This window comes from Nocardia sp. CA-119907 (assembly GCF_050955995.1).
In the GTDB taxonomy this organism is placed as follows: domain Bacteria; phylum Actinomycetota; class Actinomycetes; order Mycobacteriales; family Mycobacteriaceae; genus Nocardia.
In genome coordinates, this window is sequence record NZ_CP192091.1 from 1,338,421 (window position 1) to 1,361,316 (window position 22,896).

The following is a 22,896-nucleotide window of genomic DNA, read 5'->3' on the forward strand; positions in this document are numbered from 1 at the left end:
CGCGCGGTCGCGGTGTGCAAAGACCCTGCGCCCGAGCGCAATTCAATAGTTCAGCGCAGGTGGATGGCGGTGGCGGAGCGGCGGAGTTTGCCGGAGGAGGTTTTCGGGAGGGCGCCGGGACCGAGCACCGCGACGGTGCGGGGACGGACGCCGACTTCGGAGAACACCGAGTGCACGATCTCGCGTTCGATCCGCTTGACCTCATTGGCGTTCTGGTGGTCATTGCTTTCCACCACCACGGCGAAGCTTTCGCGCTTTTCCCCCGCGTCCAAACGGACCGCGACGGCGTTGCCGGGGCGCACACCCGCCACCCGCATCGCGGCGCGTTCGATATCGGTGGGATAGATATTGCGGCCGCCCATGATGATGACGTCCTTGATCCGGCCGCACACCACGATCAGACCCTCGTCGGTGAAGTAGCCGATATCGCCGGTGTCGAGCCAGCCGTCCGGATCCTGCGCGGTACGGAATCCATTGACCGTGACATAGCCCGAAGTCACCGCGGGACCGCGCAATTCGATTACGCCGACGGAACGGGTGGGCAGCGGTTGGCGCTCCGAGTCGACGACCCGGCCCTCCAGATTGTCGACCAGATAGCCGAGCGTGGGCAGGCGGCGGAGATTGCCGTGGCCGCCGTGCGGATCGTGCACCGGCACCGCCTTGCCGAGGGCCTCCAGCAGGTCGGCATCGATGACGTCGAGCACCTGCCCGAGTCCGGGATCCGGAATCGATACCGCCAGTGTGGTTTCGGCCATGCCGTAGACGGGGGTCAGCGCCATCGGACTGAGCCGGAAGCGTTTTCCGGCGGCGGCGAGGGCCTCCATGGTGTCCGGGTCCACGGGTTCGGCACCGTTCCACATGTACCGGACGCTGCTGAGGTCGTAGGCGCCGTCCTCGGCCTGCTTGAGCCTGCGGGCCAGCAGCGAGTACGCGAAATTCGGTGCCGCCGTGACGGTTCCGCGATATTTGTCGATCAGCTCGGCCCACAGCAGCGGGCGCATGAGGAAGTCGATCGGCGTCACGCAGACCACTTCGGCGCCGAATTGCATAGGGACGCTGAGGAAGCCGACCATGCCCATATCGTGGAACAGGGGCAGCCAGCTGATCATCACATCCTCGTCGAGCTGGAACTTCACCCGATCGAACATGGCGTAGGCATTGACGTAGAAGTTGCCGTGCGTGATCCGCACCGCCTTCGGCGATCCGGTCGATCCCGAGGTCAATTGCTGCAGTGCGATATCGGTCTCGACGGTCGGCACCGGATCGGCCTCCGGGCCATCGCGGAGCTGGTCGATGCGCACCACGGTGATGCCGCGTTCGCGCAGCAGTGGTTCGGCGGCTTCGAAGGGCGCGCCGAGCACCACCGCGCGCGCATCGATCATCGACAGGACGGTCTCGGTATCGCGGGCCCAGATGACCAGATCGGTGCGCGGTGTCGGCTGATGCAGCATGGTGATCGATGCGCCGCGCATCCAGATGCCCTGACAGGCCGGTGCGATATCGACCGGCATCCCGGCCAGCACTCCGACCGCGTCGCCGTGTCCGATTCCGGCGGCCGCGAGGCCGCCCGCCATTCGGCGCGCGATGCGATGGATCTCGCCCCACGACTGCCGTAGCGGCGCATTCGGCTCCCCGGTCACCAGCCCGCGAACCGAGGTTTGTGCCGTCGCGTACATCTCATCGGTGAACCTGCTCAAGTCCAACTCCCTGATCACCACGGTGCGGTGGCCGGACGTTGTGCCGGCCTGCTTCCAACTATCCCGCCAATTCCGCGTCGCGTTAACGCTTCCGCGCGGTAGTCCGCGGACTTGCCGATCTGGACGGCGAATTAGGGGCGGAAAGCTACGAGCGGTTCGAACCGAAAGTGGTGGCGTAGCGGTCGACGTAATCGCGGCCGGACCGGGCGGCCAACTCCCGCATCAGCTCGTCGGTGGCGGCGCGGACCGGGGAGGCGGCCGGAGTGTCGGTCGCGGTGTGGGTCGCGCGGCTCGGGGGGACATGCGGGTAGTAGCGCGGCGTGCCGAAGCTGATGCGCACCTTGCCGAAACGCGGCAATTTGGTACCGCGCGGATTCACCTTGTCGGTACCGGAGAGCACCACGGGAATCACCGGCGCGCCGGTCGCCATGGCGACGCGCAGTGCACCGGTACGCCCGCGGTAGACGCAGCCGTCGGGGGAGCGGGTGCCCTCCGGGTGGATCGCCCAGATATCACCCGATTCCAGGATCTTGGTGGCGGCGTCCAGTGCGTCCGCAGCGGCGGTGCCGCCGGTGCGGTTCACCGGGACCTGACCCAGGACGGTGAAGAACCAGCGCAGGAACCGTCCCTCGAGTCCGGTGCCGGTGAAGTACTCCTGCTTGGCCAGGAAGGTGACGCGGCGGGGCAGGACCAGCGCGAGGTAAAGGGAATCGAGCACGGCGAGGTGGTTGGCGGCGATGATCACCGGTCCGGTACGTGGCACGTGTCGCCGACCTTCCACCGCGGGCCGACCGAGCAGTCGCAATAGCGGGCCGACCAGCACGTACTTGAAAAACCGGTACCACACATGAGCCTCCGAGAAAGTTGCCGTAGACACTGTCTACTAGGCGAGTGTAGACAATGTCTACTATTGTGGGTAGAGGATTTCTACTTGTGTGACGCAGTCGGTATACCGGTGAGGAGCGATTCGATGGCTGACGTAGACAATGTCTCCAAGGTCGGAAATGAGCCCCTGCGGGAACGGCTGGTCGGCGCGGGGGTCGACATGCTCGAAGAGGTGGGCGTCGGGCAGCTCGGTCTGCGGGCGATCACCCGCGCGGCCGGGGTCTCCCATGGTGCGCCCCGCCGTCACTTTCCCACCCACCGTGCGCTGTTGGCCGCCATCGCCGCCCAGGGTTTCGCCGATCTCATCGATCGGTTCGCGAAGGCACGGGAGGGCGCGACCACGCCGCGCGAGCATATGCAGCGCATGTCGGTGGAGTACGTCGAGTTCGCGGGTGAGCGCCCTGAGATGTTCACCCTGATGTTCCGTCACGACCTGCTCGAGGGTTCCGGCGAGAATCTGCGCTCGATCACCCTGCCGCTGTTCGAGGGCTTCGCCGCGCTGGTCGCCGAGGCCGCGCCGACCGCCGACGACCCGAGGGCCACCGCGATTGCCCTGTGGACCAATCTGCACGGCATCGCCGCCCTCCAGGCCAACCGCAGTCTGCGCCTCGTCATCCCGACAGCCAGCGCCCCCGCCCTGGTCGCCCAGGTCCTCGCATTGCACCTGACCTGACAGTCGCACCCCGCTCGGGATCCGAGCCTGTGCACGGCCGGGTGTGACGAGCTGCTCCGCCCGCCACCATGGAGCTAACGGCGTTGGGGGAGTGGGATTCTCGCGAGATCGGTGGCGATGACGATCTCGCCGGTGAAGTATTCGGACGCCTCGTCGAGATGGCCGTCGAGGTCGCGGTAGCGCTGGGAGAAGTGGGTCAGCACCAGGGTGCGCACACCCGCCTCGGCGGCGACCCGGGCCGCCTGCCCCGCCGTGAGATGGCCGTATTCCTCGGCGAGGTGGGCGTCGGCATCCAGGAATGTCGCCTCGATCACCAGCATGTCCACGCCGGAGGCGAGTGTCTCGACGCCGGGGCACAGTCTGGTGTCCATCACGAAGGCCAGGCTCTGGCCCGGTCGCGGCTCGCTGATATCCGCCAGAGTGATTGTGCGCCCGTCGTATTCGATGCTGCCCGCGCGTTGCAACTGCCCGATCGCGGGGCCGTGCAGGCCGAGCTCGGCGAGCCGTTCGGGCAGGATGCGCACACCGCTCGGCTCGGTGAGCCGGTAGCCGAAGGCCTCGACCGGATGCGATAGCGCGGCCGCTTCGAGGACGAACGGTGCGCCGGGCGCGTCCAGCGCACCGGGATCGGCGATCGGATGCGCCCGAAGGTCGATGGTGCGGTAGAACGCGCTGGCATTGCTCAGTCGTTCGAAGAACTGCTCGCCCGACGCGGGGTAGTACACGTCCACCGGATGGGCGACCTTGTCCAGGTTGATCCGCTGGATGATGCCGGGCAGTCCGAGGCAGTGGTCGCCGTGGAAATGCGTCACCGCGATGCGGGTGATATCGGTGACCGAAACGCCCGCGTAGGTCATTTGGCGCTGGGTGCCCTCGCCCGGATCGAAGAGAATGCCCTCCTCGCCCCAGCGCAGCAGATAGCCATTGTGGCTGCGCTGCTTGGTCGGAACCTGACTCGCGGTGCCGAGGACGACCAGTTCCCTGGGGGACATCACAGCGCCGCGACCGCGGCCACGAACCGGTCCAGTTCCTCGAAGCCGACGAAGCAGTGCGGTGAGGCACGCACCACCGAATCGAGTCCGCGCGCGGTCATATCGAGCAGGGTGGAGCTGGCGTGGCTGGCGGTCACCGTAATGTTCTGTGCCGCAAGACGATCGCGCACCTCGACGGCGGAAATTCCATCGACGGTGAAGGATACGATGCCGCTGTGCCGAATGCCGATGTCGCGCAACGTGACTCCGGAGGTTTCCGGCAGTGCTTTGCGCAGGTGTTCGGCACGGGCCGCGATCGCGGCATAGACATCCTCGGGTCCGAGGTCGAGCAGGTAGCGCACGGCCGCGCCGAGACCGAGTCGGGCGGCGACATCGCATTCCCAGAATTCGAAGCGGCTCGCGTCGGGCAGCACGGTGTACGCGTCGGGGCCGGTCCACTGGGCACTGTGCAGGTCCAGCCGCTGCGGTTCCATCGACGCGGCCAATTCCGGTCGCACATAGAGGAATCCGGTGCCGCGCGGCCCGCGCAGCCATTTGCGGCCGGTGACCGAGAGTGCGTCGACGCCCAATTCGGCCACATCGATCGGCAGCTGTCCGGCCGACTGACAGGCATCGAGCAGGACGAGCGCGCCGACCGAATGCGCGATCCTGGTGGCCTCGGCGGCCGGGTTGACCAGGCCGCCATTGGTCGGGGCGTGCAGCACCGATACCAGTTTGACGCGTTCGTCGACCAGCTCCGCGAGTGCGTCGAGATCGATCTGACCGCTGCTGTCGCTGGGAATCGGCTCGACCACCGCACCGGTGGCCTTGGCGCGTTGCAGGGCGGCGATCGCATTGCTGGCGTAGTCGGCGCCCGAGATGAGAATGCGGTCGCCGGGCGCGAGCTGGACCGAGTAGAAGAAGTCGGACCACGCGCGGGTGGCGCTGTCGCTGAGCGCGATGCTGGTCGGATCGGCATTGATGAGCGCGCCGATATCGGACTTCACGGCGGCGAGGTCGTCGAGTCGCTCGTTCGCCGCGCGGTAGCCGCCGACTTCGGCCTCGCGCCGCAGATGGCCGATGACGGTATCGAGCACGATCCGCGGCGGCAGCGACGAACCCGCGCTATCGAGGAAGACCAGGTCGGATCCGGACTCGTAGCCCGGGGTGTCGGCACGTACGCGATTCTCGTCCAGCATGTCGACGACAGTATCGCCGAAACCGGCCCGTCGCGCCGTCGCTCGGCGTCGGTGCAGCTCGACGGCCGGGCCACGCGTGCGGGCCGGGCGTGACCACGAATTCAGATTCTCGTCACATCTTTTGTCGGTGCCCCTCGTTACCCTGGGTTGGGTCGGCGCACTGGAATACGACGAGCAATCGCGGCGATACAGAACTACCGAGACAACTACCGGCAGACGAACCCCGACTACGGGTATCCGGTTCACATGGTGGAGGTTGGTATGGCGGTTACGCTCGAGCACCCGGAGCGGGTCATCGCGCTGGAGCACGGTGAACTGTCCTCACGTGCCGCGGCCGAGGCCTATATCGAAAAGATCTGTTTCAAGTTGGGGCCACCGACGCTCATCGGCGCCGAACTGGAATGGCTCACCGTGCAGGGTGAGTGTTCGCCGTCGGGCCCATTGGCCGCCCCCCGCCCGCAGCTGACTGCACTCGCAGATGCACTCGGACCCTACGCACCGCGGTCCATCGCCCCCGATTCACCGGCACTCTCACTGCCCGGGGGCAGCCGGGTCACCATCGAACCCGGCGGTCAGATCGAACTCTCCAGCGCCCCGTTCGCCGCTGCCGCGCAGCTGTGCGAGGGATTGACCGCTGATGCCAGGATGCTGCGGGATCTGCTCGAATCCCGATCCATCCGCACCGTGTCCGCCGCCGCCGATGCGGACCGCCGCCCCAAGCGGGTATTGCGGTTACCGCGCTATCGCGCCATGGAAGAGTCCTTCGGCGGCATCGGCCCCTTCGGCAAATTGATGATGTGCAATACGGCCGCGACCCAGGTCAGCGTCGATGCCGGTACCGATCGCGGCGAAGTCACCGCCCGATGGAATGCGCTCTACACCATCGGTCCCGCGCTGGTCGCCGCCTTCGCCTGCTCGCCGGAACTGCGCGGTGCGCCCGTCGGCGCGTGGGCATCCCAGCGCATGCGCACCTGGTTGCGCCTCGACTATGCGCGCACCCGTCCCGCGGCGGAGTCCTGGCCGGATCCGGTCGCGGGCTATGCGCGCTGGGCCCTGGATGTCCCGCTGCTGTGCGTTCGTCGCCCCGATGGCGTAGACGACGGCGAGACCGGCTGGGCCGCGCCACCGGGCGCGACCTTCGCGGACTGGCTGTCCGGTGCGCTCGACGACGAGATCGGACGCCGTCCCGAGCTCGGCGATCTCGACTACCACCTGACCACGCTGTTCCCGCCGGTGCGCGCCTCGGGACATCTGGAGATCCGCTATCTGGACGCCCAGCCGCACAACGACTGGACCGTCCCGATCCACGTATTCGATGCCCTGCTGTCGTCCCCTGCTGTCGTCGCCGAGGCGACCGCGGTCGCAGCGCCGATCGCGGGCCGCTGGCTCGACGCGGCCCGCTGTGGGCTGGCCGATCCGGAGATCCGGGCGGTAGCGGTGGAGCTGCTGACCCTGGCCGCCGCTCATGCGGCGAGTCCGGCGGCCGCCCGCGAGATCGAGTCCGCGGCCGAGCGATGTCGCAGCGGTCGCACCCCGACCGCAGAACTCGCTTCGCAGCCCGCGGATCAGCAGGAGGACCGCCCGTGACCGGGGCATCGCGGCTCAGTCCGCCGCTTCGAGTCCCTGGCAAGAACGAGTTCCGGAGATGTTCATCGTGACCACTCACTACCCCGCAACAGATAATTCCGGCACCGAGCGTTTGCGTGACCAGATCGCCGAAGTGCTCACCCGCGCACGGGACCGCACCGTCGGACTCACGAATCTCGACGAGGCGGACCTGGTCGCACAGCATTCGCGACTCATGAGCCCGCTCGTCTGGGACCTCGCCCATATCGGCAACCAGGAAGAGCTGTGGCTGGTACGCGATGTCGGCGGGCGCGAAGCGGTGCGCGCCGATATCGATGAGCTGTACGACGCGTTCAAACACGCCCGCGTCAATCGTCCCGAGCTTCCGCTGCTCAACCCGACCCAGGCCCGTGGCTATGTCGGCACCGTGCGCGACAAGGTCTGGGATGTACTGGACACCAGCGCTTTACGCGGTGGTCCGCTGGTCGACGGCGGATTCGCCTTCGGCATGATCGCCCAGCACGAGCAGCAGCACGACGAAACCATGCTGGCGACCCACCAGTTGCGCACCGGCCCCGCCGTACTGTCTGCACCGGCGGCGCCGACGGCGCCGAATCCGGTCGGTGGCGAAGTCATCATTCCCGCAGGCGAATTCACCATGGGCACCTCGACCGACCCGTGGGCACTGGACAATGAGCGTCCGGCGCATCCGGTGCACGTGCCCGCCTTCGCCATCGACACCGCGCCCATCACCAATGCGCAGTACCTGGCCTTCATCGCCGACGGCGGCTATGACCGGCCGGAACTGTGGTCCGAACGCGGCTGGGCGCACCGGCAGCAGGCGGACCTGGTCGCGCCGCAGTTCTGGGAGCGCGATCCGGCCGGGCACTGGTGGCGTCGGGTATTCGGCGTGATGACCCCGGTGCGCCCGCAGCAGCCGGTGCTGCACGTCTGCTGGTTCGAGGCCGAGGCATACGCCACCTGGGCGGGCAAGCGCCTGCCCACCGAGGCGGAATGGGAGAAGGCGGCCCGGTTCGATCCGGAGACCGGAACGTCGCGCCGATACCCATGGGGTGATACCGAACCGGACCAGGCCACCGCGAATCTCGGTCAGCGCCACCTGGAGCCGGCCGATGTCGGTGCGTACCCGGCGGGTGCCTCCCCGGCCGGAGTGCACCAGCTCATCGGTGACGTATGGGAATGGACCGCATCGGGATTCGAGGCCTATCCGGGCTTCCGTGCGTTCCCCTACGCCGAATACTCCGATGTCTTCTTCGGCGGTGACTACCGGGTCCTGCGCGGCGGCTCCTTCGGCACCGATCCGGTCGCCTGCCGCGGCACCTTCCGCAACTGGGACCATCCCATCCGCCGCCAGATCTTCTCCGGTTTCCGCCTGGCTCGCGATCTGCGAAAAGGCGAGGGCGAGTGAGGGCATCGATGGAGGCCACGCCGAATTCGATCGGCGGGCCGTCGGCCGCGGTGCCACAACGGCCGACCGGCGCTCCAGCCCGAGGAGTCCGCGTCCGATTCGTGCTGGTGGGAGGTGCGCGCTGATGTGTCGTCAACTCGGTTACGTCGGTCCGCCCGTGCGGGTGGGCGATATGTTGACCCTCGGGTCACATTCCCTGCAGACCCAGGCGTGGGCACCCGAGGACATGCGCGGTGGCGGGACGATCAATGCGGATGGGTTCGGGGTGGCCTGGTGGCGTGACGACGATGGTGTGACCGTCAGTCGGTATCGCAATTCGGCACCCATCTGGACCGATCCGGCGGTGCAAGAGGTACTGCCGCAGCTGGAGTCGTGGGCGGTATTGGCGGCGGTTCGCTCGGCCACCATCGGCATGCCGGTCGAGCGGAATGCTTGTGCGCCGTTCACGCACGGTCGGTGGGCGTTCAGCCATAACGGCGTGGTGCCCGATTGGCGGCGGGCTCTCAGCGCGGTCGCCGAGGAATTCGGCTCCACCGCATCCGAACTCGACGCGGGTCAGCTGTTCGACCCGGCGCAGTTGCTGGAGGCCGAATCCGCGACCGATTCGGCGACGCTCTGGGTGATCCTGCGTAGCCTGCTCTCGACCGACACTCCCGATGGCTCGTGGGCTGCGGCACCGGCGGCATTGAGTCTGCTGGTCGCGGCCGTACTGGACCGATCCCCGGGCGCCAGACTGAATTTGCTGCTCGGTGACGGTCAGCAGCTGTGGGCGACCACCGTGTACCACTCGCTGTCGGCCTTGGTCACCGACGATTTCGCCATTCTCTCTTCCGAACCCTTCGACGACGATCCACGCTGGCAGCCGATTCCGGATCGGCAGCTGGTCAGCGCCCGCCCCGGCGCGCTGACGGTGGCACCCCTGCTCGCTGTCCCAAGCACGAAAGGCTCACTCCCATGACCGCACCGACGTTGGAGATCCACCTATCCGATGACGACCTCACCTCGGCGTTGCGCGCGGATGCCAGGCTCGGCCTGACCGCGGACCCGAAGTGGCTGCCGCCCAAGTGGTTCTACGACGCCCGCGGCAGCGAGCTGTTCGAGCAGATCACCGAACTCCCCGAGTACTACCCGACCCGCACCGAACGCGCACTGCTGGAGCGGGTGGTCGGCGAGATCGCCCGCACCGCGCAGGCCGAGGTCCTGGTCGAACTGGGCTCGGGTTCGGCGGCCAAGACGAGGTTGTTGCTTTCCGCGCTGACCGCCGAGGGACCGCTGAAAACCTATGTTCCGCAGGATGTCTCGTCCGCGGCGCTGCGGGCCGCCGCGGCCGAGATCGCGGCCGAGTTTCCCGGTCTCGCGGTGCACGGCGTGGTCAGCGATTTCACCGACACCCTGCACAATCTGCCGGGCGGCGGCCGCCGCATGATCGCCTTCCTCGGCGGCACCATCGGCAATCTGGTTCCGGCCGAACGCGCCGAATTCCTGTCCAGCATCTACGACGTGCTGGAGCCGGGCGAGCGATTGCTGCTCGGTGCCGGCCTGGTCATCGATCCCGCCGTACTGGTACCGGCCTATGACGATGCGGCCGGTGTCACCGCCGAGTTCAACCGAAATGTGCTGCATGTCTTGAACAATCGGCTCGACGCCGATTTCGAGCCCGATAAGTTCGCCCACGTCGCCCTCTGGGATGCCGAGCACGAGTGGATCGAAATGCGCTTGGAGGCATCCGAAGATATGACCGTGACCGTCCGGGATCTGGATCTCACCGTCCAGTTCGCCCGCGGCGAGCAGATGCGCACCGAGATCTCGGCCAAGTTCGGCATCGACGGACTCGATGCCGAACTGGCCGCCGCCGGTTTCAAGACCGAACAGGTCTGGACCGACCCGGATGACCGCTTCGCCCTGGTGCTCGCGGCGCGCAGCTAGAACCGGTCGGGCGCGCCGCCGACCACCGCGCCCAGCCATTCGATGAAGGGCCGCATCGTCTCCCAGGCGGTGCGGACCTCCTTGGCGGCACGGGGTCTGTCCAGCCAGGCCGGTGCGCCGAATTCCTTACTGCAGGTGAGCGATTTGTGCCGCAGCAGATCGATGCGCGGATGGTCGGCGTCGTAGCCCTTCGGCTTGGTCTTGAGCTGCTCGCCGCCGATGGTGAACTTCGCCTTGGTGAGCTTCGCCAGGATCGCCTCCAGTTCCGCGCCGCGCACCTCGTCATCGATGGTGGCGCGCAACTGAGCGATCTGGGCGGGGGAGCCCGCATAGAATCCGCCGCCGACGTACAGTCCGGCCGCGCTGATCTGCACATACCAGCCGGTACCCGGTGCGACGCTGACGACCGCGCCCTGGGCCGTCTTGTAGGGCACCTTGTCCTTGGCGAAGCGCACGTCCCGGTACGGCCGGAAGATCTTGGCGGTGCCGAAGTCCGCCTCCAACTCCGCGGTCAGCGCGACCATCGGTGTCTTGACCGCCTCCTCGTACACATCCTTGTGGGCGGTCCAGAAGGCCTTCGAGTTATCGGCCTCCAGATCCTCGTAGAAGTCGAGTCCAGCCAGCGGGAAACCAGTGAATCCGCTCATGCGCACAACCTAGCGCTAGAGCGCAGTCCAGACCTCGGACTGTGCGGTTCCGATGCGAGATCCTCGTAGAAGTCCAGGCCCGCGAGCGGGAATCCACCGAATCGACTCATGGGACAACGCTACGACGCGCGCCCGCCCCATCGCGACGGTGGTCGGTCAGTCGGTTTCTGGGATCATGCTGCCGCTGAAGAGGACGTAGCTGACGATGAGTCCGACGATCAGGGCGATCGCCGATGCGACGGCGGCCCACTTGCCGAGGGATTCGCCCTTTCTGTGGCCGATGACGCCGAGAACGATGCCCGCCGGACCGAACAGGTACGGACAGAACAGCAACGAGATGCCCGCGCAGACGAAGCCGATGATCGACAGGGTCTGACCATCGGACCGTGCGTCCGCCTTGCGGTACGGCTGATAGGGCTGCTGGGGGTAGGCGGGATAGCCGCCGGACGGGGATTCGGGCGCGGTGTCCCTGATCGGCGGATAGACGGTGCCCGGTGGATACGGCTGCTGGTCGTATGGTGCTTCGGGCGCGGTGCCCCACGGTTCCGGGGGTGTCGGTGATTGGTTCGGTGCGCCCGTGCTGTCCGAGGGTTGGGCCTGCTGAGCGCTCTGCCCCGACTGTTGGCGGGTGGGATCCGCTGTATCCGCGGGGCCTGCTGGCTGAGGCTGCGAGAGATCATCAGCCTCCGGGCTCGACGGCTGCGGTCGCGTCACCAGATCGGGTGCGGTCTCGGCGGCCGCGCGCTGAGCCGGTGTCTGCGCTTCGGGTCCCTCGCTCCCCGGTTGGGCCGCGAAACCCGGTGCGTCGGATCGGGGCGGATGCGGTGCGGCGGGCTCGACATGCGGTGACTCCCACGGTCCGCTGGCCGCTGGTGCCGCCCACTCTGTGCCGGCGGACTCGAGCGGCTCAGGTTCACCGGATGCGGATTTGTGGTCGTCCGGTTGCTCGGGCGACGCATCGCCGCGTTCGGGATCCTGCGGAGTGGTCATCGAACTCTCCTCGTGTCGGCGGCTGCGTGGTGCCACGCCGGGGCGGTGCGCTACAGGTCGATGTCGCGGATGATCTCGATCGCTGCTGCCTCGGCGGGCCGTTCGTCCTCCTCGGCGAGTTCGACGGCCTGCTGCTGCGCGGTCCACTCCTGTTCGAGTTCTTCGCCGATGCCGAGCCAGCCGTCATCGTCATTTTCACGATAGCGAATGTGCAGGTCATCGGGCGGATCCTCGATATTGCGCCGATACGCGCGGATATCGTCTTCCTGCCTGTCGTCCCCCATATCCAGGTCGAGAGGGTCGCGGTCCATACCCCCAGTATCCCCCTTGACCTCGGTGGCGAACGGGATCCGATGGTTGCGAGCGGCGATCGGCACGTCGAAGCGGGCCCGACGATCAGAATCCCGCACTGCGCGTGGTTGCCCCCGACTTGCCCATACAAAAAGGTCGCGGCCCGGACGGGAGTCCGAGCCGCGACGAAGTATGCGAACGCTACGCGTTGCCGTTGAAAAGTCCGGTGACCGAACCGTTCTCGAAGACCTCGCGGATGGTGCGCGCCAGCAGCGGCGCGATCGACAGCACGGTCAGCTGCGGGAACTTCTTCTCCTCGCTGATCGGCAGCGTATTGGTGACCACGACCTCCTTGGCGCCGCAGCTGGCCAAGCGCTCGGCGGCCGGATCGCTCAGCACACCGTGCGTCGCGGCGATGACCACGTCACCGGCGCCGGCCGCCTTGAGCACGTTGACCGCGCCCGCGATGGTGCCACCGGTGTCGATCATGTCGTCGATCAGGATACAGGTGCGGCCCTCCACCTCACCGACCACGCGATTGGCCTTGATCTGGTTGGGCACCAGCGGGTCGCGCGTCTTGTGGATGAACGCCAGCGGCGAGCCGCCCAGCGAGTCGGCCCACTTCTCCGCGACGCGCACGCGACCGGAGTCGGGGGAGACCACGGTGATGTGCTCGAGGCTGTAGTTGTTGCGCACGTATTCGGCCAGCTGCAGCTGGGCGTGCATGTGATCGACCGGGCCGTCGAAGAAGCCCTGGATCTGATCGGTGTGCAGGTCGACGGTGATGATGCGGTCCGCGCCAGCGGTCTTCAGCAGATCGGCGACGAGGCGGGCGGAGATGGGCTCGCGGCCGCGGTGCTTCTTGTCCTGACGCGCGTACGGGTAGAACGGCAGCACCGCGGTGATGCGCTTGGCCGAACCGCGCTTGAGCGCGTCGATCATGATGAGCTGTTCCATCAGCCACTGGTTCAGCGGCGCCGGAAAGCTCTGCAGCACAAAGGCATCCGAGCCACGGACGGATTCCTCGAAGCGGACGAAGATCTCGCCGTTGGCGAAGTCGCGCGCGGTCTGCGGAGTGACGTGGACGTCGAGTTCCTTGGCGACCTGCTCGGCCAGCTCAGGATGAGCGCGTCCCGAGAAGAGCATCAGGTTCTTCTGGTTGTCGATCCATGACGCGGTCACTGCTGTTTGCCATCCTTTTGCTCGATTGCCTGACCCGACATCTCTTTGGCCGCGATGGCTTCCGCCGCCGCGCGCGCCGCGTCCGTCCCTGGACGGTGTCGCTGCACCCAGCCCTCAATGTTCTTCTGCGGTCCGCCCGACACCGCCAGAGCCCCCGGCGGAACGCTTCTACGCAGCACAGTACCCGCCGCCGTATACGCGCCATCACCCACGGTCACCGGTGCGACGAACATGGTGTCGCTGCCGGTCCGCACATGCGAGCCGACCACGGTGTGATGCTTTTTCACACCGTCGTAATTGACGAAAACGCTCGAGGCACCGATGTTGCTGTGCTCGCCGATGGTGGCATCGCCGACATAAGTGAGGTGCGGCACTTTCGAGTGCGCGCCGATCGAGGCGTTCTTCGTTTCGACGAATGCGCCGAGCTTTCCGGAATCGCCGACCACGGTGCCCGGACGCAGATAGCTGAACGGCCCGATATTCGCGCCGGGACCGATCACGGCCTGATCACCGTGGGTGCGAACAACGCGCGCGCCGTCGCCGACGACCACATCGGTGAGCGTGGAATCCGGTCCGATTACCGCATCCTCACCGATTACCGTGCCGCCGAGCAATTGCACGCCCGGCCGGATTTCGGCGTCCCTGGCGATCTTCACGCCGGCGTCCACCCAGGTGGTCGCGGGATCGATAATGGTGACCCCGGCGCGCATATGCCGTTCCAGGATGTAGCGGTTGAGGGTGCGCGCCGCCTCCGACATCTGCACCCGGTCGTTGACGCCGGTGACCTTGGCCGCGTCCAGCAGTCGGGCGCCGTGCACCGGGTGTCCGGCCTCGCGGGCCAGCCGCAGCACGTCGGTCAGGTACAGCTCGTGCTGGGCATTGGCGGTGGACAGGCGTCCGATCATGGTGCGCAGCACCGCCGCGTCGAAGGCGTAGACACCCGAGTTGACCTCGGTGATCGCCGACTGCTCAGGGGTGGCGTCGGCGTGTTCGACGATCTCGATGACCTGGCCCTTGGCATTGCGGACGATGCGGCCGTAGCCGTTCGGGTCGTCCGGTACGAAGGTCAGCACCGTGACCGCGGAGCGTTCTGGATAACTGCGGTGCTCGTCGAGCAGCGCGGACAGGGTGTGCCCGTCCAGCAGCGGCACGTCCGCGGAGGTGACCAGCAGGTCACCGGTGAAATCCGCCGGAACCGACGCCAGCGCGCACTGCACCGCGTGGCCGGTGCCGAGCTGTTCTTCCTGGATGGCGGTGGTGATGTCGCGGCCCAGTTCGGCGCCGACATCGGCGACCGCTGCGCCGACTTGTTCGCGGTCGTGCCCCACCACGGTAATGAGGAACGCGGGGTCGATCTCGTTGGCCGCATGCAGCGCGTGCGCGAGCATGCTTCGACCGGCCAGCGAATGCAGCACTTTAGGAGTCTTCGACCGCATTCGCGTCCCGGCACCGGCTGCGAGAACGACGACGGCGGTCTGCTGTGGCATGGATCTCCCTCGGCTGCCTGTCATCGTGCCAGTGATGTGCGCGGCCAACGATAAGCCATCGTGCCGATGTGCTCCGCCGCCAGGACTCGAACCTGAACTATCTGAACCAAAATCAGAGGTGCTGCCATTACACTACGGCGGATTGTCACACCGGCGGATCTTGCGAAACCCGCCGCTGCGCCAGCGGCACGGCATGAATCCTCGCATGAAGACCTCCGGTTAGTCGAACTGCTGCGCCGAATCGTGCGTACCCGTCGCCGCGATCTGTCCCCACCGATCGCGTTATCAGGGCGAATGACGGGATCGGCGGCCGCGGCGCGGTGTTGGGCGGGGTGACGCACGGCGGCGCGATGCTGTCTGGAACAGTTGAGGCCGACGACTATTGGCATGCGCGAGGAGGCGGGACGGTGTCTTCGGGTGAGCCGCCCAAGGTGTCCCGACCGCGGATGACGGGAACGCAGCGGCGGCAGCAGTTGATCGAGATCGGTCGCGCGTTGTTCGCCGAGCGGGGGTACGACGCGACATCGATCGAGGAGATCGCGCAGCGGGCCCAGGTCTCCAAACCCGTGGTGTACGAACATTTCGGCGGCAAAGAGGGGCTCTACGCGGTGGTCGTCGACCGCGAGATGTCGATGTTGCTGGATATGATCACCTCCTCGCTGACCCAGAATCGTTCCCGGATCCGGCTCGAACAGGTCGCGCTCGCGCTGCTGACCTATATCGAGGAACGCACCGACGGATTCCGAATCCTGGTGCGCGACCAGCCCGCAGCCACCGCCGAGGGGCGCTACTCGAGTCTGCTCAATGAGGCCACCAATCAGGTCGCGCATATTCTCGGCGGGGATTTCGAGCGCCGCGGATTCGATACCAGTCTGACCGGTCTGTACGCGCAGGCATTGGTCGGCATGGTGTCGACCGCCGCGACCTGGTGGTTGGACGAGCGCAAACCGTCGAAAGAGGTTGTGGCGGCACATCTGGTCAACCTGTGCTGGAACGGACTCAGTCATTTGGAAGCCGATCCGCAGCTCAGCTCGGAATGGCGCGCCGGTACGGGAGACTGACCGCATTGGTAGCCAGTGAATTGCGCAGTATGCCCGTCCGAATGCTCGAATTCGCTGGCGGGCGCCCACCTGGTGGTACGGTTCACCCATCCTCTGGGTGCTGTTCGGGCGGTAAGTCGGTCTACTTCGGGATGTCGGTCTACTTCAGGATGGCTGGTTTTAGGGATGACAGGCGGATCTGATGGCTAGGCAAGCGCGCGCGGAGATCACCCGCGATTCCGTCCTTGCGGGTGCTGCCGATGTCTTTCTGCGCTTGGGATATGCGAATGCGAGCCTGAGCGAGATCATCGCGCAGTCGAACGTGACCAAGGGCGCCTTGTACTTTCACTTCGGTTCGAAGGAAGAGCTGGCGCGCGCCGTGGTCGACCAGGGCAATGAGCGTCTGGTCAGTTCCTGCCAGGGCTTCTTCGATCCGAGAGTGCCCGCACTCGAGGCATGTATCGGGATCACCTATGTCGTCGCCGACCTATCCATGAACGATCCGATGGTTGGCGCGATGCTCAAGCTGACCCATCAGATCGGCGACTATCGCGGCGCCCAGGGCGACAATATCGCCAAGACCTGGGGCGATACCTACCGAGTTCTGGCCGAGCGGGCCATTGCCCAGGGCGATCTCGAGGCCGACCTGGACGCCGAGGTGATCGGCCTGCTGCTCCAGGAGATGACCGCGGGCGTGCACATCACCGCGGTCGGCACCGATTCCATGGATCAGATGGCGACCCGAATGGAACGGGCCTGGTACTTCCTGCTGCCCTCGATCGTGCCGCAGGAGAAGCTCTCTTACTTCCGCGAATTCGCGGCCCGCCGCCTACGCCGCTACGTCCCGTAGGTCGGTCCGCACCGATCCATGCCGAGAACGGTGTCACCGTGCATTGGTAGGTTGTCCGGTGCCGACTGATTTTGTGAGCACATGGGTAACTCGTCGGGTACGCCCAGAACTCGACCACTCGCGCGACCGCGGCCGGGACGATGCTGACGTGGCACCCAGCACCGGCAAGAGGCTCGGGGAGGCGGGGGAGCGGTGCTGACTAGACTCGGTTGGCCATCCGGAAAACCCACCTGAGCTCAGGGAGTGTTTGATGCCCACCCACCGTCCACCTCTCGCGGGACTGGCCGCGGTGGCCGGGGCCGATTCCGCCATGCGAACCGTCGCTGACCTGGTCGGCAAGTCGCCGGTCGAGTTGGTCGGCCCGGCGGCGGTGCGACCGTTCGTCGCGGCGACCATCGCGGCCCAGCGGCCGCTGGTGGTGGTGACGGCGACCGGGCGAGAGGCCGATGATCTGACGGTCGAACTCGAGGAGATACTCGGCGCGGCGGTCGCGCAGTTCCCGTCCTGGGAGACGCTGCCGCATGAACGGCTGTCGCCGGGTGCGGACACCGTGGGTCGCAGGCTGGAGGTTTTGCGGCGGCTCGCACATCCCGCAGATTCGGTGTTCCCGGTTCAGCTGCGCGTCGTGGTGACCACCGTTCGTTCCCTGATGCAGCCGATGGCGGCGGGCCTCGGCGATATCGAGCCCATCGTGCTGCGCGTCGGCGCCGAATTCGACTTCGACGAATTGCTCATGCGCCTGGTCGAATTCGCCTATACCCGCGTCGACATGGTCGGCAAGCGCGGTGAGTTCGCGGTGCGCGGCGGCATCCTCGACATCTTCCCGCCGACCGCGGATCACCCGGTGCGCGTGGAGTTCTGGGGCGATGAGGTGACCGAGCTGCGGCCCTTCGCGGTGGCCGACCAGCGGTCGCTGATCGATGTGACGGCGGATGTGGTCGTCGCGACGCCGTGTCGAGAACTGTTGCTCACCTCGGCCGTGCGCGAGCGCGCCGCCGAGGTCGCGGTGGCGAATGCGGCCGATGCCGCGCTGGTCGAGATGTTGGAGAAGCTGGCCCAGGGTATTCCGGTCGAGGGGATGGAGGCACTGCTGCCGGTGCTCCAGCCCGGCACATTGCAGCTGCTCACCGAGGTTTTGCCGGACGGCACCCAGGTGCTGCTGTGCGATCCGGAAAAGATCCGTACGCGCGCGGCGGATTTGGTGCGCACCGGCGAGGAGTTCCTGGAGGCCTCGTGGACCGCCGCTTCCTTCGGCGGCGCGGCTCCGCTCGGCGGACACGGGCTCGATCTGGCCGCCTCCGGCTATCGCGCGCTGCCCGAAATCCATGACAGCGCAAACCGGCACGGCCTGCCCTGGTGGAGTCTGAGCCCGCTGACATCCGGCGATCCCGCCGAGGTGGTATTGCCGGTGCAGGCCGGTCCGGCGGCGCGCGGTTCCGATGAACTGGTGGCGACGATCTTCGCGTCACTGCGCGCGCATGTGCTCACCGGCGGACGCGCGGTGGTGGTCGTGGCGGGTCACGGTACGGCGCAACGCATTCTGGAACGGCTCGCCGATGCCGAGGTGCCCGCCACGGCATTGGCGGTCGGCGCCGAGCCGAGACCCGGACTGGTCGGTGTGCTGTGCGGTTCGCTGCACGACGGGTTGATCTTCGACGACGCCGGGCTGGTCGTGGTCGCCGAATCCGACCTCACCGGCAACCGCGTCACCGCACCGGCGGAGGGTAAGCGGCTTCCGGCCAAGCGCCGCAACCAAGTCGACCCGCTGGCGCTGAGCGCGGGCGATATGGTCGTGCACGATCAGCACGGCATCGGCCGGTTCGTGGAGATGATCGAGCGCACCGTCGGCGGGGCCCGGCGCGAATACCTCGTCATCGAATATGCACCCGGCAAACGCGGCCAGCCCGGCGACCGGCTGTTCGTGCCGATGGAATCGCTCGATCAGCTCTCGCGCTATGTCGGCGGAGAGATGCCGAGCCTGTCCAAACTCGGCGGCTCCGACTGGGCGAATACCAAACGCAAGGCGCGCAAGGCGGTTCGCGAGATCGCCGGTGAACTGGTGCAGCTCTATGCCGCGCGCCAGGCCGCGCCCGGGCATGCGTTCGGGCCGGATAGTCCGTGGCAGAAGGAGATGGAGGACGCGTTCGCGTTCACCGAAACCGTCGACCAGATGACCGCCATCGCCGAGGTGAAGTCGGATATGGAGAAGGCGGTCCCGATGGACCGCGTGGTCTGCGGTGATGTCGGCTACGGCAAGACTGAAATCGCCGTGCGCGCCGCCTTCAAGGCGGTGCAGGACGGTAAGCAGGTCGTCGTGCTGGTGCCGACAACCCTACTGGCGCAACAGCATTTGCAGACCTTCACCGAACGCGTCGCCGGATTCCCGGTGACGGTGAAGGGACTGTCGCGCTTCACCGATCCGGCCGAATCCCGTGCGGTGCTGGAGGGGATGGCGGAGGGCTCGGTCGATATCGTGGTCGGCACCCACCGCCTGCTGCAGACCGGCGTGCGGTGGAAGGATCTCGGCCTGGTCGTCGTCGACGAGGAACAGCGCTTCGGTGTCGAGCACAAGGAGCACATCAAGGCGCTGCGCACCCACGTGGACGTGCTGACCATGTCGGCCACTCCGATTCCGCGCACCCTGGAGATGAGTCTGGCCGGCATCCGCGAGATGTCGACCATTCTCACCCCGCCGGAGGAGCGTCATCCGGTGCTCACCTACGTCGGCGGCTACAACGACAAGCAGGTCACCGCGGCCATTCGGCGCGAACTGCTGCGGGACGGCCAGGTCTTCTATGTGCACAATCGGGTGTCCTCGATCGACAAGGCGGCCAAGCGGATTCGGGATCTGGTGCCCGAGGCGCGGGTGGTGGTCGCGCACGGCCAGATGCACGAGGACATGCTCGAACAGACCGTGCAGGGTTTCTGGGAGCGTGAATTCGATGTGCTGGTCTGCACGACCATTATCGAAACCGGTCTCGATATCTCGAATGCGAACACCTTGATCGTGGAACGCGCCGACGCCCTCGGTCTTTCACAGCTGCACCAGTTGCGTGGCCGGGTCGGCCGCAGCCGGGAGCGCGGGTACGCGTATTTCCTCTACCCGCCGGAGAAGCCGCTCACCGAGACGGCCTACGACCGGCTCGCCACCATTTCACAGAACTCCGATCTCGGTGCGGGTATGGCTGTTGCCATGAAGGACCTCGAAATTCGCGGTGCCGGAAATGTGCTCGGCGCGGAGCAGTCCGGTCACGTGGCCGGTGTCGGGTTCGATCTGTACGTGCGACTGGTCGGTGAGGCGGTGGAGGCGTATCGGGCCGCCGCCGATGGCAAGCCGATCACTACCGAGGAGGTCAAGGAGGTGCGCATCGACCTCCCGGTGGACGCGCATATTCCGCCCGACTACATCACCAGCGACCGACTCCGGCTGGAGGCCTATCGGAAGCTGGCTGCCGCACAAGATCATCCGACGCTGGAGTCGGTTGTCGAGGAGCTCGTGGACCGCTACGGACCGCTGCCGGTCGAGGTCGGCAGGCTGGTCTCGGTGGCGAAGCTGCGGCTGCTCGCCCGCGAGTACGAGGTCACCGAAATCGCGGTCACCGGAACCACATTGAAGGTTTCACCGCTGAGTCTGCCCGATTCCAAGCAGATGCGTTTGAAGCGTCTGTATCCCAGTGCGGGCTATCGCGCCGCCAGTGGTGTCGTGCAGTTGCCGCTGCCCCGGGTGGAGGACAGTGTCGGTGCGGACCGGGTCCGCGATCTGGTGCTGTTGCAATTCGTGGCCGACCTGCTGCTCCAGTTGGACGGAAAGCCGAAGGGGTTCGTCGAACTCCGGGTTGCCACCGAGGCCGCGGCTCGATGAGTTCGGATCGTGATGAGGCCGTGCTGCGCGCCGCCCGACATGCCGCCGCGGCGGGTAAGGCGAACGGCGTCAATCACCGGGAGTCCAACGGCAACGGTTCCGCCGACGCCGACGCCGACTCCGGACGAACGGACCACGGGGGTCGGGGCGCAGGATCGGCCCCCGATGAATCCGGCCGCACCGATACCGCTGTGGTGGCGGCCGGTTTGGCCGGAGCCGTCGAGGTCATGGACCGCCTGTGGAAGTTCGGCGGCTGGGAGGTAACCCAGACCCACGACTCACTGCGCCCCTACCTGCTCGAGGAAACCTACGAACTCCTCGACGCCATCCAGCACAACGACGCCGAAACCATCAAGGAGGAACTCGGCGACCTGCTGCTGCAGGTATTGTTCCACTCCCGAATCGCCCAGGCCGCAGGCGAATTCACCGTCGACGATGTCGCCGCCGCACTTGTCGCCAAACTCGTCAACCGCAGCCCCCACCTCGCCGACGAGCCGATCGATCCGTCGGCCACCGTCGCCGAAAAGATCGCCGCCCAGGAAAAGGCCTGGGAAGAACGCAAATCCGCCGAAAAGTCCCGCCGCTCCTGCCTCGACGGCATAGCCATGGCCCAACCGGCCCTCGCCCTTGCCGAAAAGATCCGCTCCCGCAGCCTCAAGGCGGGCCTCCCCGAAGACCTCATCCCCGCCGAACTGCGCGTCATCCACCTCGGCGGCACGGACAGCGCCGAAGAACGCCTCCGCAAGGCGACACTGACCTTCGCCTCGGAAATCCGCGCGGCGGAAGATGCCGCCGAGGCCGCGCGGGGCGAACGTGCCCCGCTGTCCGACGCGGACTGGCGCAACTATTGGCCGCGATAGGCGGGGCTGACGCGCTCGGCTAGGTCAGGCTCGGCCTCCAGTGTGTCGATGACTGTGCCGCTGTTTCATGGCTCAACCCAGGCCAGAGCGGATGTCGTGCGCGTAGCGTTGCCCGTACGAGCAGCTGTCGGGCAGCGGTGGTGTGCGGGCGATTCGGCGCTATCGACGGTGCCCCGGATCGGGAGGTGGCTAGATGCTGAGTGTGTTTTCCTCGCCGGGGCACTACGTGCAGGGGCGGGATGCGACCGCGGCGCTCGGGGCGGAGATGACGAGGTTGGGGATCGGGGGGCCGGTGACGATTGTGGCGGGGGGTAGTGCGTATCGGTTGTTGGCGGATACGTGGCGGGAGTCGCTTACCGAGGCGAAGATCGAGTACTCGGTGCATCGGTCCGGGGGTGAGTGCAGTCGGGTGGAGATCGCGCGGGTGACCGCGGCGGTGCAGGAGCGTGGGAGCACCGTGGTGTTGGGGGCGGGAGGCGGCAAGGTGCTCGATACGGCGCGGGCGGTGGCCGATGATCTGGATCTGCCGATGATCAGCTGTCCGACGGCGGCGTCGAGCGATGCGCCGTGCAGTGCGCTGTCGGTGATCTACACCGACAGTGGGGAATTCGAGGCGTATCAGCTGGTCCGGCGGAATCCGGCGATGGTGCTGGTGGATACCTCCGCCATTGCACAGGCTCCGGCTCGGCTGCTCACCGCGGGGATGGGTGATGCGCTGGCTACCTGGTTCGAGGCGCGGACCTGCAGTGCCGCACGGGTGCGGAATATGCGCGGCGGTGCCTCCACCCGCAGCGCCACCGCATTGGCCGAACTCTGCTACCGCACCTTGCTCGCCGACGGATCCCAAGCCCTGACCGCGGTCCGCAACCACACCGTCACTCCGGCACTCGAGCGCATCGTCGAGGCGAATACCCTGCTCTCCGGGCTTGGCTTCGAATCCTCCGGCCTCGCCGCCGCCCACGCCATCCACAATGGCCTCACCGCCGCGCCGCAAACCCACCCCTACCTGCACGGCGAAAAGGTCGCCTTCGGCGTACTCACCCAATTGGTGCTGGAAGGCGCACCCGCCGAAGAGATTTCAACGGTGCTCGAGTTCTGCACAGCGGTCGGCCTGCCGACCACCTTCGCCGCACTCGGCCTGGCCGACGCCGACCCCCGCATCCTGACCGCGATCGCCGAACGCGCCATCGCCCCCGGCGAAACCATCCACAACGAGCCCTTCACCGTCGACACGCCAATGGTCCTCGACGCCCTCCGCGCGGCCGACGCCCTCGGCACGGGTTGAGGCATGTCGGCCGCGCGGCGACCTGCATGTCGTCTTCGATGAGATGACCCGGATGC

19 protein-coding genes and 1 tRNA gene are annotated in these 22,896 nt (G+C 66.9%); 10 read left to right on the plus strand and 10 right to left on the minus strand.

Annotated elements, in window-relative coordinates; translation table 11 throughout:
* Positions 1 to 50: 50 nt before the first annotated feature.
* Together ACQP2D_RS06125 and ACQP2D_RS06130 are read right to left on the minus strand one after the other, a co-directional pair.
* The gene (locus tag ACQP2D_RS06125) at positions 51 to 1,697 is read right to left on the minus strand and encodes a fatty acyl-AMP ligase (protein ID WP_433682737.1); all 1,647 of its coding nucleotides are present in this window, start codon (positions 1,695 to 1,697) and stop codon (positions 51 to 53) included.
* A gap of 145 nt (positions 1,698 to 1,842) precedes the next feature.
* The gene (locus ACQP2D_RS06130) at positions 1,843 to 2,544 is read right to left on the minus strand and encodes a lysophospholipid acyltransferase family protein (RefSeq protein ID WP_433685549.1); all 702 of its coding nucleotides are present in this window, start codon (positions 2,542 to 2,544) and stop codon (positions 1,843 to 1,845) included.
* Positions 2,545 to 2,667: 123 nt separating this feature from the next.
* On the opposite strand from ACQP2D_RS06130, the gene ACQP2D_RS06135 reads away from it, so the two are divergent.
* Positions 2,668 to 3,255, plus strand: coding sequence for a TetR/AcrR family transcriptional regulator (locus ACQP2D_RS06135; RefSeq protein ID WP_433682738.1), 588 nt, complete (start codon positions 2,668 to 2,670; stop codon positions 3,253 to 3,255).
* A gap of 74 nt (positions 3,256 to 3,329) precedes the next feature.
* Here the strand turns inward: ACQP2D_RS06135 and ACQP2D_RS06140 are convergent, their stop codons facing one another.
* Complete coding sequence (locus tag ACQP2D_RS06140; protein WP_433682739.1) at positions 3,330 to 4,247, minus strand: ribonuclease Z; 918 nt, start codon at positions 4,245 to 4,247, stop codon at positions 3,330 to 3,332.
* Positions 4,247 to 5,425: an aminotransferase class V-fold PLP-dependent enzyme gene (locus tag ACQP2D_RS06145; protein WP_433682740.1), complete on the minus strand. Its 1,179-nt coding sequence runs from the start codon at positions 5,423 to 5,425 to the stop codon at positions 4,247 to 4,249. The genes ACQP2D_RS06140 and ACQP2D_RS06145 overlap by 1 nt, the downstream gene beginning before the upstream one ends.
* A 261-nt stretch (positions 5,426 to 5,686) precedes the next feature.
* Between ACQP2D_RS06145 and egtA the strand changes: the two genes are divergently transcribed.
* The 4 genes from egtA to egtD all read left to right on the plus strand — a co-directional run bounded on the left by egtA (position 5,687) and on the right by egtD (position 10,346).
* Positions 5,687 to 7,012 carry an ergothioneine biosynthesis glutamate--cysteine ligase EgtA gene (gene egtA, locus ACQP2D_RS06150; RefSeq protein WP_433682741.1) on the plus strand — a complete coding sequence of 442 codons (1,326 nt, stop codon included), beginning with the start codon at positions 5,687 to 5,689 and terminating at the stop codon, positions 7,010 to 7,012.
* Positions 7,013 to 7,079: 67 nt separating this feature from the next.
* Positions 7,080 to 8,420 (plus strand): ergothioneine biosynthesis protein EgtB, encoded by a 1,341-nt coding sequence (gene egtB, locus ACQP2D_RS06155; RefSeq protein ID WP_433682742.1) that lies wholly within the window; start codon positions 7,080 to 7,082, stop codon positions 8,418 to 8,420.
* 124 nt (positions 8,421 to 8,544) lie between these two features.
* Positions 8,545 to 9,378, plus strand: coding sequence for an ergothioneine biosynthesis protein EgtC (egtC, locus tag ACQP2D_RS06160; protein WP_433682743.1), 834 nt, complete (start codon positions 8,545 to 8,547; stop codon positions 9,376 to 9,378).
* Entirely contained in the window at positions 9,375 to 10,346 is a 972-nt protein-coding gene (gene egtD / locus ACQP2D_RS06165) for an L-histidine N(alpha)-methyltransferase (RefSeq protein ID WP_433682744.1), read from the plus strand. The genes egtC and egtD overlap by 4 nt, the downstream gene beginning before the upstream one ends.
* Here the strand turns inward: egtD and ACQP2D_RS06170 are convergent.
* The 6 genes from ACQP2D_RS06170 to ACQP2D_RS06195 form a co-directional block, all read right to left on the minus strand.
* Positions 10,343 to 10,993, minus strand: a complete 651-nt coding sequence (locus tag ACQP2D_RS06170) for a DUF2461 domain-containing protein (protein ID WP_433682745.1) — start codon at positions 10,991 to 10,993, stop codon at positions 10,343 to 10,345. The genes egtD and ACQP2D_RS06170 overlap by 4 nt on opposite strands.
* A gap of 156 nt (positions 10,994 to 11,149) precedes the next feature.
* The gene (locus ACQP2D_RS06175; RefSeq protein ID WP_433682746.1) at positions 11,150 to 11,983 is read right to left on the minus strand and encodes a hypothetical protein; all 834 of its coding nucleotides are present in this window, start codon (positions 11,981 to 11,983) and stop codon (positions 11,150 to 11,152) included.
* 50 nt (positions 11,984 to 12,033) lie between these two features.
* Positions 12,034 to 12,393: a hypothetical protein gene (locus tag ACQP2D_RS06180; protein ID WP_433682747.1), complete on the minus strand. Its 360-nt coding sequence runs from the start codon at positions 12,391 to 12,393 to the stop codon at positions 12,034 to 12,036.
* A gap of 82 nt (positions 12,394 to 12,475) precedes the next feature.
* Positions 12,476 to 13,456 carry a ribose-phosphate diphosphokinase gene (locus ACQP2D_RS06185; RefSeq protein WP_354951356.1) on the minus strand — a complete coding sequence of 327 codons (981 nt, stop codon included), beginning with the start codon at positions 13,454 to 13,456 and terminating at the stop codon, positions 12,476 to 12,478.
* On the minus strand, positions 13,453 to 14,943 hold the full coding sequence (glmU, locus tag ACQP2D_RS06190; protein ID WP_433682748.1) for a bifunctional UDP-N-acetylglucosamine diphosphorylase/glucosamine-1-phosphate N-acetyltransferase GlmU: 1,491 nt from the start codon (positions 14,941 to 14,943) through the stop codon (positions 13,453 to 13,455). Before glmU ends, ACQP2D_RS06185 begins: the two co-directional genes overlap by 4 nt.
* A 71-nt stretch (positions 14,944 to 15,014) precedes the next feature.
* Positions 15,015 to 15,085 (minus strand) — tRNA-Gln (locus ACQP2D_RS06195).
* Between the two features lie 304 nt (positions 15,086 to 15,389).
* On the opposite strand from ACQP2D_RS06195, the gene ACQP2D_RS06200 reads away from it, so the two are divergent.
* The 5 genes from ACQP2D_RS06200 to ACQP2D_RS06220 all read left to right on the plus strand — a co-directional run bounded on the left by ACQP2D_RS06200 (position 15,390) and on the right by ACQP2D_RS06220 (position 22,840).
* Entirely contained in the window at positions 15,390 to 16,004 is a 615-nt protein-coding gene (locus ACQP2D_RS06200) for a TetR/AcrR family transcriptional regulator (RefSeq protein ID WP_433682749.1), read from the plus strand.
* 181 nt (positions 16,005 to 16,185) lie between these two features.
* Positions 16,186 to 16,833, plus strand: a complete 648-nt coding sequence (locus ACQP2D_RS06205) for a TetR family transcriptional regulator (RefSeq protein ID WP_433682750.1) — start codon at positions 16,186 to 16,188, stop codon at positions 16,831 to 16,833.
* 250 nt (positions 16,834 to 17,083) lie between these two features.
* Positions 17,084 to 20,695: a transcription-repair coupling factor gene (gene mfd, locus ACQP2D_RS06210; protein ID WP_433682751.1), complete on the plus strand. Its 3,612-nt coding sequence runs from the start codon at positions 17,084 to 17,086 to the stop codon at positions 20,693 to 20,695.
* Positions 20,692 to 21,555, plus strand: a complete 864-nt coding sequence (locus ACQP2D_RS06215; RefSeq protein WP_433682752.1) for a MazG family protein — start codon at positions 20,692 to 20,694, stop codon at positions 21,553 to 21,555. Before mfd ends, ACQP2D_RS06215 begins: the two co-directional genes overlap by 4 nt.
* Before the next feature lie 193 nt (positions 21,556 to 21,748).
* Positions 21,749 to 22,840, plus strand: coding sequence for a glycerol dehydrogenase (locus ACQP2D_RS06220; protein ID WP_433682753.1), 1,092 nt, complete (start codon positions 21,749 to 21,751; stop codon positions 22,838 to 22,840).
* Positions 22,841 to 22,896 lie beyond the last annotated feature (56 nt).

What these genes read in the sequence shown, in the direction of transcription:
- ACQP2D_RS06135 (WP_433682738.1), top strand. Translation starts at nt 2,668, where the DNA reads ATGGCTGACGTAGACAATGTCTCCAAGGTCGGAAATGAGCCCCTGCGG.
- ACQP2D_RS06140 (WP_433682739.1), bottom strand. Translation starts at nt 4,247, where the DNA reads ATGTCCCCCAGGGAACTGGTCGTCCTCGGCACCGCGAGTCAGGTTCCG.
- ACQP2D_RS06200 (WP_433682749.1), top strand. Translation starts at nt 15,390, where the DNA reads ATGACGGGAACGCAGCGGCGGCAGCAGTTGATCGAGATCGGTCGCGCG.
- ACQP2D_RS06170 (WP_433682745.1), bottom strand. Translation starts at nt 10,993, where the DNA reads ATGAGCGGATTCACTGGTTTCCCGCTGGCTGGACTCGACTTCTACGAG.
- egtD (WP_433682744.1), top strand. Translation starts at nt 9,375, where the DNA reads ATGACCGCACCGACGTTGGAGATCCACCTATCCGATGACGACCTCACC.
- ACQP2D_RS06215 (WP_433682752.1), top strand. Translation starts at nt 20,692, where the DNA reads ATGAGTTCGGATCGTGATGAGGCCGTGCTGCGCGCCGCCCGACATGCC.
- ACQP2D_RS06205 (WP_433682750.1), top strand. Translation starts at nt 16,186, where the DNA reads ATGGCTAGGCAAGCGCGCGCGGAGATCACCCGCGATTCCGTCCTTGCG.
- ACQP2D_RS06145 (WP_433682740.1), bottom strand. Translation starts at nt 5,425, where the DNA reads ATGCTGGACGAGAATCGCGTACGTGCCGACACCCCGGGCTACGAGTCC.
- ACQP2D_RS06220 (WP_433682753.1), top strand. Translation starts at nt 21,749, where the DNA reads ATGCTGAGTGTGTTTTCCTCGCCGGGGCACTACGTGCAGGGGCGGGAT.
- ACQP2D_RS06175 (WP_433682746.1), bottom strand. Translation starts at nt 11,983, where the DNA reads ATGACCACTCCGCAGGATCCCGAACGCGGCGATGCGTCGCCCGAGCAA.
- egtA (WP_433682741.1), top strand. Translation starts at nt 5,687, where the DNA reads ATGGCGGTTACGCTCGAGCACCCGGAGCGGGTCATCGCGCTGGAGCAC.
- mfd (WP_433682751.1), top strand. Translation starts at nt 17,084, where the DNA reads ATGCCCACCCACCGTCCACCTCTCGCGGGACTGGCCGCGGTGGCCGGG.
- egtC (WP_433682743.1), top strand. Translation starts at nt 8,545, where the DNA reads ATGTGTCGTCAACTCGGTTACGTCGGTCCGCCCGTGCGGGTGGGCGAT.
- glmU (WP_433682748.1), bottom strand. Translation starts at nt 14,943, where the DNA reads ATGCCACAGCAGACCGCCGTCGTCGTTCTCGCAGCCGGTGCCGGGACG.